Origin of the sequence: Acinetobacter sp. ABJ-A23_2 (genome assembly GCF_044538765.1) — a bacterium.
Lineage (GTDB): Bacteria > Pseudomonadota > Gammaproteobacteria > Pseudomonadales > Moraxellaceae > Acinetobacter > Acinetobacter nosocomialis_A.
In genome coordinates this window covers 21,005-33,036 of record NZ_JBIUCP010000044.1, presented here as the reverse complement: position 1 = coordinate 33,036, position 12,032 = coordinate 21,005, and the positions used below count along the sequence as shown (strand labels likewise).

Here is a 12,032-nt window from a genome sequence, read left to right as displayed (position 1 = left end):
TTTCTTGACCGAATTATTTCAAAAACAATCATCACTCTAACAATGGATGCTTTAACATTTGATTTTTATGAAAAACTTATGATATCCATAGGCATACTTTTTGCCCTAGCATTTAGTATATTGTTTTATTTTATATTCTGGGAAACAAGTATTTTTGGTTTCTTCCTATTTATTCTATGTGGCATATTTACGTCTGGATTCATCTATATTTTTCAGAAAACAAAAAAAAGGACTGATATACCAGACAATGACAAACATATTCAAATGGTTATGGCTTTGATATTTATGACTATTATACCATTCATAATCTACAGTCATTTTACAAGCAGCCAAAAGTTAACCAATTTTGCAACTAGCTCACTCCAAGAAAATGATAAAAATGCTATATTTTATGTCAAAAAGGAGCAAATAGATTTACTCCCTTCAGAAATTATAGTTGATAGTGATTCAGATAACTATGTGAAACTTAAAGATTCAAAAATTCTTTTGCGTGGTTTTGGACGGAATGCTTTGGTTGAATATGAATTTAAAAATAAGGGGCAACTTATTAAAGACAAAGTTGAAATTCCTAATGAAGCAATTCAGATAAAATGGCAATAAGAACAATAGACTGGCAATTAATTTAAAATTTCTCTACAATTTTGAACCGCACTCACTCTTCTGGGTGCTTTCTTATTTCCTCCAAAAAATATGCACCTCTCAATCAACACAGACAAAGTCACAGCAGCAAATAAATCTAAAACCTAATTATTGCTGCCATGAGGTGCATATATCAGTGAGCTTTGCTTTGCAAAGAAATTAAAGCACCCCATGCCCCAACAACATCTCCACTCCACTCACTTTTTTCATATGCTTTAAGCGTTCCTTTTCCCACTTCACCTGCTGCTTTAACTCAGCACAATCAGTATCTACAGCTTTATAAACATCACTAATATGCACATGCTCTGCTTTCACATTCTTCGCTAACTGAAAAGAATCCAAAATCTCAGCAATTTGGCTTTCAAGCTGCTGACTTTGTGCATCCAAAGCCAGTTTATAAAACCGCAACTGCTCAGCAGATAACTCTTTAGCACCAACCCCTTTATTCTGTTCAAGTTGTAACTGGAGTTTGAGTAAATAAAACAAATCCTGCTTTTCATAGGCCCGACTTGCTTGTTGAAACAACTTAGTTTTTTCTTCTTTTTTGATTTCATCTTGCTCACGGTCTGGGTGAATCATCGCGGCAATTTTTAAATAGACTGTTTTGAGTGACTGCGTTGCCATTTGCTCGGCTTGTTCACGTTTCTGTTGCTGTCTTTGCTGTTTGGCTTGTTCCCGCGCTTGTTGTTGCTCAGCAGCATACTGTTCAAAGTCTTCTTCAAACTCTGCACTTTGCTCAGCACTTACTTCGTATTCAAATTTTATTGAATGAGCTTTTTTATTCTTTTTTACCGACTCTTGTACATGTTGCTGATAAAAAGTATCAATCTGCTTCACTAGCTCCGACTGTTCAGTAGAGAGCATTTTGGAGCGCTTCAACATTTGTGCAAGCTGGGCAATTTTTTCATCTAGTTGTTGTATGTCTGCTTTGGAAAACTCATGGCTATGCAGCATATTCCAAAGTTGCTCTAGCTGCTGAAATAGCACTTCATGCAAATCGTTATACACAGGCATCAGTTTTTGCCGAATGTGCTGTTGAATCTCAGCTTGTGCATTTTGCCATGTGCTCAGGCTAACTTTTTGCTGTTCTATTTTATCAATCAGGCGATTCAGTTTTTTCTGCTGTGCAGATGGTTCAGACCTTTGCTGCAAGCTCACTTTAAGATCAAAGGACATACTCATCCACCTGAAAAAGAAAAAAGTGTAGCAATAATCAGATGAGTAAGGTAGTCAGACATTCTTTAAGTCAGAATCAGCTTATTCATTTTTAGAAAATACAATACGACTTAACTAAAGTTTATACATTAAGAGATCCACCAAATCACTAATGGCAAAGTCACGGCAGCACATAGAGTTTGAAAGCTAATCACGGCTGCCATGAGCTGACTATCACCACCCAAAACTTTGGTTAAAATGTATGAAGCTGAAGCAGTCGGTAGCGCAAAGAAAATGACTAAAATTTGCGTTTGTAAGCTTGGTAAACCAAACCACATGCAGACCGCGTAAGCCAAAGCAGGCACTGCTAAAAGTCGCGCAAAAGTGTCTGCTGCCAATACCACAATGTCTTTTTTAATTTGCATAAACTGTAAAGCTGCGCCAACACATAACAACCCTAGCGGCAAACTCGACATTGAAAAAAGCTTAATAAACTGAGTAAAGCCTTCCCAAATTGGGATATGAAGTGCATTGACTGCTGCCCCGACTACACACGATGCAATTAAAGGGTTTTTAAGGAGTGCAATCAAAACAGGTTTAATTGCCATGTGTTCTTTAGAGGTTAAAGCAAGCACCGAAATAACGTTCACAAGAGGAATGCAAAGCGCCAATAAAATCGCCAGTATTGCCATTCCTTCACTTTTAAAAAGCGAAGTCACTAGAGCCAAACCAATATAGGTATTAAAGCGAACCATACTTTGTACATGCACACCAAAACGTGCAGGTGGTATGTGCCAAAACATTCGGAGTATGTATAAAAAGGCGGTCACAGCTAAGATCACAATCAACATCGCAATAATGGCTGTACTCAAACTTTGTAAGTCAATTTTTGCAGTCGATAGCGTACTAAAAAGCAAAGCAGGAAATAAAATATAGTAATTGAGCTTCTCTGCCCCAGCCCAGAACTCATCGCTAAAAAAACGATATTTTTTAAATAAGTATCCCGATGCAATTAATGCAACTAAGGGAAAAAGAGATAAAACAATGCTATTCATTTCTTTACTCGAGTGTTGTTGAGGCTTGCTGTTTTGGCAATGACCTTGGCTTACTCATATATTAAAGATAATGAAAACTCATGATAAAATGAGTTTTTACTCATAACAAATACAACATGACATTTACCCAGCTTGAAATTTTCGCACTCATTGCTGAACTAAAAAGCTTCACTGCTACAGCAGAAAAGCTGGGAATTTCACAGTCGGCAGTTTCCCATGCACTTAAATCATTAGAACAACAATGGGGCATTAACCTGATTTCAAGAACTCAAAGCGATATTGAGCTCACCACGACAGGTCAGCAGCTACTTACGCATGTAAAAGAGCTATTGAGTATTTCCGATACCTTAGAAAAAGAAGTAGCTGCCATCCACGGTTTAAACGAAGGCACATTACGTATTGGTTCTTTTGGGGCATCATCCTCTATTTATCTATTGCCTGAAATTTTAGAAACCTTTCGGCAGCGCTATCCTAAAATCGAAATTTATATTGATGAAGGTGAAGATAAAGAAGTTACTCAGTGGTTATTGGAACGGCGCATAGAGGTTGGTTTTTTGATTATGCCAGATGAGCGTTTTGATACATTCCCATTAATTGAAGATCGTTTTGTTGCTTTAATTCCAAGCGGTTACCCACTCGCTCAGCAACTTTATATTGATCCAGCACAACTAGAAAACTGCCCTTTTATTATGACAATGGCAGGTAGTAGACATCAGGTCGAATTAATTTTAAAAAACTTTAATGTGAAACCAGATATCAAATTTTATGTTTCACAAATTCTAAGTATCGTCAGCATGGTTCACAACCAGTTAGGGGTTTCGATTGTCTCTGATATGGTGATTACCAAAGAATTACTCTCACTCTATCCAAATGTAGTTAAACGCCCTTTTAAACCGAACCTTAAACGTTCTATTGGTCTTGCAGTCAAAAATAAAAAGCACATGAGTCCCGCTGCAAAAGCTTTTATTGAAGTCGCGCAATCGGTTTGGTCAGATCATTAATTAAAAATGGATGATTCATTTTAAAACTTGATTACGAACTCTTTCAGGTCAATTTATAAGCGCATTAGATGACTTATAACGTAAAAAGCGCCAAAACTGCCCCTCTTTAACTAGATCGACGCACCATTTATCGCCAAAAACTCCTTATTTAATCCAAATTGGTGCGCTTATTGCATATTCACTTTTATGCAATTGAGTTTGTTTCGACAAACTTAGGTTTTTAGATTCCTTAAATCTATTTTGGTGCAATTTACAGACCCAGATTTGTTCCAAAATGGAATTTAGCACTTTTTTCGAGCATGCTATGCAAAATGTAGATCTATTTTTCTTATTACTTGGTGCAGTTTTGGTTCTTGCCATGCACGCAGGTTTTGCATTCTTGGAACTTGGTACCGTTCGCCATAAAAATCAGGTGAACGCGCTTAGTAAAATTCTGACTGACTTTGCCCTTTCTGCAATCGCTTATTTCTTTGTTGGCTACTACATTTCGTATGGCCAGCATTTCTTCCATGATGGTACAGCTCTAGCAAGTGATCATGGCTACAACTTAATGCGTTGCTTCTTTTTACTGACGTTTGCTGCGGCAATTCCTGCCATTATTTCCGGCGGTATTGCTGAACGCGCCAAAATGCGTTCGCAAGCAATTGCAACGCTCGCTTTAGTTGGTCTGGTTTATCCCTTTTTTGAAGGTATGGTCTGGAATGGTAACTACGGTCTACAAAAGTGGTTAGAAACAACTTTTGGCGCAGCTTTTCACGACTTTGCAGGTTCAGTTGTGGTACACGCCATGGGTGGTTGGATTGCACTTGCTGCAGTTATTTTATTAGGTGCTCGCTCTGGTCGTTATAAGAAAGATGGTCGCGTAAGTGCTCACCCACCATCTTCTATTCCATTTTTGGCACTTGGCTCATGGATTTTGATTGTAGGTTGGTTTGGCTTTAATGTAATGAGTGCTCAACGTCTTGATGCAATTTCTGGCCTAGTTGCTATTAATTCACTTATGGCAATGGTTGGCGGAACCATTACAGCAAATGCAATTGGGAGAAATGACCCCGGTTTCTTACATAACGGTCCTCTTGCTGGCTTAGTTGCAATCTGTGCAGGGTCTGACATTGTTCACCCTATTAGTGCACTTGTGATTGGTGGTGCAGCTGGTGCCATGTTCGTATACCTATTTACCTACACTCAAAATAAACTCAAAGTTGATGATGTATTAGGTGTTTGGCCTTTACATGGTGTATGCGGTGCATTTGGTGGTATTGCAGTAGGTCTGTTTGGTCAAAAATGGCTGGGTGGTTTAGGTGGTGTATCTTTTGCCTCTCAGCTCATCGGGACAGTTCTAGCGATTGCAATTGCACTTGCTGGTGGATTTATTGTTTATGGCATACTTAAAGCAACTATTGGTATTCGTTTATCTCAAGAAGATGAGTTTAGAGGTGCAGATTTATCTATTCATAAAATCTCTGCGAACTCTGAAGAAGGTATGTTTTAATTCAGCGATTATGAAGCAGGGTTTAAATATCCTGCTTCTGATTGCCTAATATAAATAAAACTTTTTAAATAAAAATAGTTACTATTGATTAAAAAGTGTGCTTTTAAATCTCTATACAACCAGCTTATAATATTGAAAAATATATTAATTTTAATATTATTTTAAGATTTATAAATGAAATCCTGTTTAGTTTAAGAACAATTTAAGTTTTATTTTATGTAATGCCCTCAATTCACGCTTAAATTGATGTTACAACACAATGAATCAACAAAAACATTTCTTTCAGCTTCAACTCATTTTTCTTGCTGTCAGTTTTTTTATACTTTTATTTGTATTTCCAGTGGGTGGAAAAATTGATATGTACCTCATCCAACCTTGGATTGATTCAACAGGTCAATTTTTTAATCGAGAAAATTGGTATCTCGAAAAGCTTAATCATCAAATCGTAAAAGATATTATTACAGCGGTTTATGTTATGTTTTTTGGTCTCTGGCTTGCTTCATTTAAAGTAGAAAAGCTAAAAATATATCGCTGGCAATACGGCTATATGTTTTTTGTCAGTATGATTGGTAGCGGTATTGTGGGTTTATTAAAATCACAATCTGCTCATGCCTGCCCTTGGAATATGGTTCATCCTAACAGCTTAGGTGGCTATATTTGGGACTTTACTGCGAAACATGGTCATTGTTTTCCAGGTGGTCATGCTAGCGCTGGTTTTATCATCATGACCGGTTATTTTGTTTATCGTCTTGAACAACCTAAACGTGCTTACTTTTATTTATTCTCAGGCATTTTATTAGGATTTATGATGGGTTGGGCACAAATGATGCGAGGAGCACATTTCCTAAGTCATAATTTATGGACAGGTTGGGTTGTTTGGGCAGTCAATATTTTATTTTACGCGATTTGTATTCATCGCTTTGAATTTGAGAAAGAATTAAAACAAGAGCTTTAAGCTCTTGTTTCATGTAAATGTAAAACTTTAGGTAACTTCACTAAGACTGAAAGACCACCAAGTTCTAAACTCTTGTCGAGAGTTAAAGTTCCACCAAGTCTTTGAGTGGCACGGTCTACAATTGATAAACCTAAACCACTTCCTACTTCTAAATGATGGTGCACTCGATAAAAACGTTTAAGTACTTTATCGTAATTTTCAGGGTCTATACCTGCACCACTATCTTCGATTTGAATACACGCATAGTTATCTGGGTCGGTATAAACTGAAATATTAATAACGCCCTGATGCGGTGTGTATTTAATTGCATTATCAATTAAGTTAAAAATGATCGAATGTACAGTGGGTTCAATACTATGCATCTCGACAGGGTCGTTTCTAACAAAGCCTAAATCAATTTCTTTTTGCATGGCTAAATTAACCAACTGCTCAACGCAATTTAAAGCCACATCGTTAAGCTGAAAATAGCCTGTAGGTTCAACCATACTAAGCGTTACGTCTTGCTTTGCTAATGCCAAAAGCTGCGTAACCAGATGCTGAATACGTGCCAATCCCTTGCTTAAGTTGTGCAACGACTCATGTTCAGGGAACTGACTTAGCAAAATCTTGGTTTGTAAGTTCAATGCAGTAACAGGTGTTCGTAGTTCATGAGCAGCATCTGCAATAAATTGCTTCTGTTCATTTTGTGCTTTAGAAATACGGTCAAACAGGCGGTTCATTTCATCAATGGTAGGTAAAAGCTCCTGAGGATAATCATGCACCTCAATCGGTGTTAACTCTTCAGAATCTCGTTCCATTAACTCATTTTTAAAGTCATCTATTGGTTTTAAACCACGACTAATAATAGCGGCCAAGGCAAATATCGCAAAAGGTAAAATGATTAGATAAGGAATGAACATACTGCCCGCAAGCTCCCACGCGAAAGCTTCACGAACCCGCTCTTGTTGACTGACCTGAATTTGATAGTCTTTTAACGGTAAAACATATGTTCGGACTACACCTTCAGCGGTTTTATGTGAATAAAAACCAGCTTGTTGAACAGGAGGAACCAGTAAGTGAAGATGATGAGATAAATTCGCTTGGTCTTTGTAAGCCCAGATATCTAAAAATAGATCTTCTTCGTGGTAAGTTCGATGTAAATCAAACTTACTACTCACTGTTTTTAAAGGATACTCTGCTGTTCTTTCCGCTAAATACTGCATTTGAGTATCTAAAATTTCATCGACTTCCTGAAGTGCAACTTTATAAGCACTAAAAATTAAGATACAACCTAAGACGACACTAAAAATTGAGGTGCCCCAGAGTAATCGCTTTTTTAATGAATAATGCACGTTCATAAAGTCCCGAATTCTTAAATTATGATTGCCCTAGACGGTAACCTAACCCTCGAATAGTTCGAATAAAGTCTTTACCTAGTTTGGCTCTCAAATGGTGAACATATACTTCAATCGTGTTGCTAGTCACATCACTATCAAAGTCATATAACTTATCTTCCAAGTTAGCCTTCGAGAAAATTTTATTCGGATGACTCATAAGCGGAATCAAAATTGCCCACTCACGATTCGATAAATCAATACGCTGCCCTTTAAAGGTTGCAATATGCTGTTCAACATTTAAAACCAGATCACCACTTTGTAATAGTTGATCTTGGCTCGCAAGTTGAGCCTCTACTCCACTACGGCGCAATAATGCGTGAATGCGAGCAAGTAACTCATCAAACTCATATGGCTTAATTAAGTAATCATCTGCACCCAGATTCAAACCGTCAACACGGTTTTGCAACTGGTCACGCGCAGAGATAATTAAGACAGGCGTTGCTGCTCTTTGACGGATTTGCTTTAAAACCTGCATACCATCCATCATGGGCAATCCCAAATCCAAAAGAATGAGATCAAACTTATTCTTTGCCAGTTGGGCCAAACCATCTAAACCATTATTGACCCATTCCACCTCAAATTGATGATATTGCAGCAACGTAGTCGTTGATTCTGCAATCATAAAATCATCTTCAATCATCAAGATTTTTGTCATGTTCTAGGCTCGCTTTAGTTTACATTGGCACAAGAGTGCAACATGTCCAGTTGAGGGTTGATGACTTGGGTTTTTACATCCAACATACTTAATAAGCTTGGGAATAAATTATCCTGACTTAACTTTTGTTTAATTTGTTGATTTAAACAATTTACTTGAGCAAGATTATGTTGTTTCCAGCCATCTGAGAACCACATAATCATTGGGATATGTGTTTGTTGGCTTGGTGCAATTGAGTAAGGTGAACCATGCAAATACATACCATGTTCGCCTGTTGACTCACCATGGTCAGATAAATACCAGAAACCAGTTTGATAATTTGATACTTCTTTTAAAATATTAATCATTTGGCTTAATACATGGTCAGTATAGACGATTGTATTATCATAACTATTTATCAGCTCGGCTGGTGAACAACCCTGTATCGCATTAGTATCACAAGTTGGTTTAAATGGTTGATATTTCTCAGGTGCACGCTTGTAATATGCTGGCCCATGACTACCCATCTGATGTAATACAACTAAACGTGGACGCTTATCATCTTTCGGAATAGAAGCCAAATATTGCTTTAAGCTATCAATCAGAATGTCATCAAGACATTCATCATCTTTACACCATTTTTGCTTTAAATCTTCTGGAATTTGATATTGTTCAACGCGATCACATGCGCCTTTACACCCCGAGTTATTATCAATCCAAGTGACTTGATAGCCTGCACGTTTTGCAATATCAAGCAATCCTTCACGATGACTCGCTAATTGCTCATCATAATCAGCACGTGGCATACCAGAGAACATACATGGCACAGAAACCGCTGTTGCAGTACCACATGAACTCACTTGAGAGAAGTTTAAAATATCTTGTTTAGAAAGCTCTGGATTTGTATTTTTCGCATAACCATTCAGTGAAAAACTTTCTGCACGTGCAGTTTCGCCCACCACAAGTACCATAAGTTTAGGTAAATCTTTTTGAGTTTGTTGGACTTGATGAGCATCTTCACCATACTTCACAAGAGGAAGATTTTTCTTAGGTGCTTTTTTACGATAATAAGACATGACCGAAGAAATGGTGTTCTGAGGAGAAATCATCCCTTTCAAGTCACGATGCTCCCTAAATATTGCTGCAAAATCAACATAGTAAGCAAACAACAATCCGCCCACAACGGCAAATGCAAGGGCGATTGAAAGGACTTTTTTAAGCAAAAGCGGAAGTATTTTTTCTGATTTGAGTTTTACCTGAGTAATCAAAAATATAGGTAAAACAACAAAGAAAATCGTCCAGAGCACAAAACGTAAAGAGAGTAAATCTGTGGCTTCTGCGACATCTGTTTGAGCAATATTCTGAATCTGGTCAGGTGAAATAATTACACCTAAAGTATTTACAAAATACGAGCTAAATCCACCAATGAATACCAACAAAATGGCAAAAATTTTGGCTGTCCATTTCCAGTTTAAAATTTGTAAAGCTGCATAATAGGTAGCAACAACAATCACTACAGTCGCGGCTAAGAATAAGGTTGCTTTTATACCTAAATATGGCGTCAACAGGTGAACTTTCTTATAAAAACCAATATTTAGAATTGCTCCTAACCAAATGGCTATAATGACGTTGAACATAAACAGGGAAATCTGCTTATTTCTTAATTTAGAAAAAAAACTCAGCATCTCTGGTTACTACGACCTTTTTTTATGATCTTCTAATGTAAAAATTGAAACTTAAAAATGACTTAAATAATAGAATGATCGGTATAAACCATTTTTAATGGGCTTAGTGTTATTTAACTTAAGTACAAATAAAAAGTCGAGGTTAACTTGAACCTCGACTTTTTCAGATGAAAAACTATGAGAGATTAGAAGCTATATTTAGCCATTAAACCAATACGGTTATCTTTGTAATCATTACCAGCAAACGTTTCACGTTTACCATTGACATATTCAAGACCTAAGTCAATTGGCTTAACAGGTGTATAGATGAAGTTGATCCATGCTTGTTGTACTTTCTCGTTACCCGCAGTATATGCTTTTGCATAATCAGTGCCATCATCAGCAAACTGAGCACCATACGCTAAAGTAGTACGTAAGTTAGGTAAAATTTTATAAGTACCACCTACTTGTACAGCAATAAATTTATTTTGTTCAATATCACCATTTACGATGGTATAAGCTTTATTGCTACCGTATAAATAGTTACTATTCCCTACAACGTACGATGCATCAGCAAATAGTTTTAAAGGATCAGATACTTTAAAGTCGGTTCCAACAGCAACACCCCAACCAGTTTGGTTATCACCACCAGCTTTTGATTTATAGTTTTCAACTAAAGCACGAGCTGATGCAGAACCTTTACCCTCTGCATAACCCTGAGTGATCTTAGCTGTTAATACTGGTAAGCTATATTTAATACTGTCACTTACCCAACTGCCATCTGTATCTTTTTTACCAGTAAGACCAGAGCTATCACCTTTCTCCGCTGAAACAAACAATTGAGTTGCAGGAGCTAATTTGTAGCTATAACGTACTTGTGGAACGCGTGTAGTACCACCACCAATGTTTGTCGAGAAGTCGATCATCTCTGGTGCATGGCTTGATAAGAAGTTAGATGTCGTTTGACCAAATAACCAGTCATTATACGTCACATAAGCATGACGAATACGTAATGAACCATTTGAATCTGTTGTTGAACCAGCAAAATCAACTTCGAGCTTACCACCAACTTTAGCATCGCCAACAGGTGTATTAAAATCTAAACCAAGACGTGTAGTTTTAGCAGTCGAACGTAATTTATCTTTTGTTTTACCATCAGTCTTACTAACATCGCCAAAGTCGTTATCCGCACCTTCGATAATGTAGTTAGCATCACCACGAACAAAACCATAAAGGTTCACATCAGCACCAGCTTTAGATTTAAAACCTGCTAATGGAGAAGCTGGCGCAGCAACAGGCTGAGGCTGTGCTTTAACTTCAGCTAACTGTACTTGCTGTTGTTGCTGTACTTGTTGCTGTTGCTGTTGAACTTGGCGCTGTTCTTTAACTAATGCTTTTAAAGCTTCAACTTCTTGACGAAGTTTTTGAATTTCCTCTTTTTCAGAGGTTGCCGCATTTGCCCCACTCATCATTAAAGCTGTTACTGTAATAGCTAAACTTTTAACAACAAACGATTTACGATTAAGGAATAGATCCATCAAAAACTCCTAAAAATATATTTTATGTTGCTTGTCCATGCCAAGTTGATTCGTGTGACCATTGAGCACAAAAAAACCAACTATCCTCCAAATTTGATTGCATTAATTTTATTACCGCAATCAAAACCAATTTTAACGCTGGGTAAGATTAAAATTCCCAAATCAAAAGAATTAAAACAGACTTTTGTTTACAGAACTTTTACCTTGACTTCATGTTGTAACGAATCCTACACAACTCTCTTATCTTATAGAATGATTAAATCATTATTTCATTATTCTTTTTTAGACTTTAGGCTAATATACAATCTAATTAAAGATTCTTTTGCTGTCCTGATGGTTTCACATGATTTTTCTTGTTATTCGCATCCCTTTTTCTCCTTCTAGCTTCCATTCGCTACCCAAACAAGATGGCACAATTAATAAGCCATTTGAATAGCTAAAAATATACATTTTCAAAAGAATGACTAAAGGTACAAGTACAATTTTTCAGCATGACTTAACCTGATTTAAGTCTCTTTATTTC

9 protein-coding genes and 1 pseudogene are annotated in these 12,032 nt (G+C 37.0%); 4 read left to right on the top strand and 6 right to left on the bottom strand.

The window, feature by feature from the left end:
• A pseudogene (locus ACH63V_RS14460) lies at positions 1 to 600 on the top strand (hypothetical protein); the annotation flags it as partial.
• A 198-nt stretch (positions 601 to 798) separates the two neighbouring features.
• Here the strand turns inward: ACH63V_RS14460 and ACH63V_RS14455 are convergent.
• On the bottom strand, positions 799 to 1,815 hold the full coding sequence (locus ACH63V_RS14455; protein ID WP_396463888.1) for a molecular chaperone DnaJ: 1,017 nt from the start codon (positions 1,813 to 1,815) through the stop codon (positions 799 to 801).
• A 128-nt stretch (positions 1,816 to 1,943) separates the two neighbouring features.
• Positions 1,944 to 2,849: an AEC family transporter gene (locus ACH63V_RS14450; RefSeq protein ID WP_396463887.1), complete on the bottom strand. Its 906-nt coding sequence runs from the start codon at positions 2,847 to 2,849 to the stop codon at positions 1,944 to 1,946.
• Between the two features lie 116 nt (positions 2,850 to 2,965).
• Between ACH63V_RS14450 and ACH63V_RS14445 the strand changes: the two genes are divergently transcribed.
• The 3 genes from ACH63V_RS14445 to ACH63V_RS14435 all read left to right on the top strand — a co-directional run bounded on the left by ACH63V_RS14445 (position 2,966) and on the right by ACH63V_RS14435 (position 6,297).
• A complete protein-coding gene (locus tag ACH63V_RS14445; protein WP_304456709.1) occupies positions 2,966 to 3,850 on the top strand; it encodes a LysR family transcriptional regulator in 885 nt (294 codons plus the stop codon).
• 304 nt (positions 3,851 to 4,154) lie between these two features.
• Positions 4,155 to 5,342, top strand: coding sequence for an ammonium transporter (locus tag ACH63V_RS14440; protein WP_263614477.1), 1,188 nt, complete (start codon positions 4,155 to 4,157; stop codon positions 5,340 to 5,342).
• A 259-nt stretch (positions 5,343 to 5,601) separates the two neighbouring features.
• The gene (locus tag ACH63V_RS14435; protein WP_263614478.1) at positions 5,602 to 6,297 is read left to right on the top strand and encodes a phosphatase PAP2 family protein; all 696 of its coding nucleotides are present in this window, start codon (positions 5,602 to 5,604) and stop codon (positions 6,295 to 6,297) included.
• On the opposite strand, the gene ACH63V_RS14430 is transcribed toward ACH63V_RS14435, so the two are convergent.
• The 4 genes from ACH63V_RS14430 to ACH63V_RS14415 all read right to left on the bottom strand — a co-directional run bounded on the left by ACH63V_RS14430 (position 6,294) and on the right by ACH63V_RS14415 (position 11,509).
• Positions 6,294 to 7,628, bottom strand: coding sequence for an ATP-binding protein (locus tag ACH63V_RS14430; RefSeq protein WP_311070071.1), 1,335 nt, complete (start codon positions 7,626 to 7,628; stop codon positions 6,294 to 6,296). The two genes, ACH63V_RS14435 and ACH63V_RS14430, sit on opposite strands and share 4 nt — an antisense overlap.
• Positions 7,629 to 7,653: 25 nt before the next feature.
• Entirely contained in the window at positions 7,654 to 8,328 is a 675-nt protein-coding gene (locus ACH63V_RS14425; protein ID WP_004746055.1) for a DNA-binding response regulator PmrA, read from the bottom strand.
• A 14-nt stretch (positions 8,329 to 8,342) separates the two neighbouring features.
• On the bottom strand, positions 8,343 to 9,992 hold the full coding sequence (locus ACH63V_RS14420; RefSeq protein ID WP_396463886.1) for a phosphoethanolamine transferase: 1,650 nt from the start codon (positions 9,990 to 9,992) through the stop codon (positions 8,343 to 8,345).
• Between the two features lie 185 nt (positions 9,993 to 10,177).
• The gene (locus ACH63V_RS14415; protein WP_396463885.1) at positions 10,178 to 11,509 is read right to left on the bottom strand and encodes a DcaP family trimeric outer membrane transporter; all 1,332 of its coding nucleotides are present in this window, start codon (positions 11,507 to 11,509) and stop codon (positions 10,178 to 10,180) included.
• Between the last annotated feature and the right edge of the window lie 523 nt (positions 11,510 to 12,032).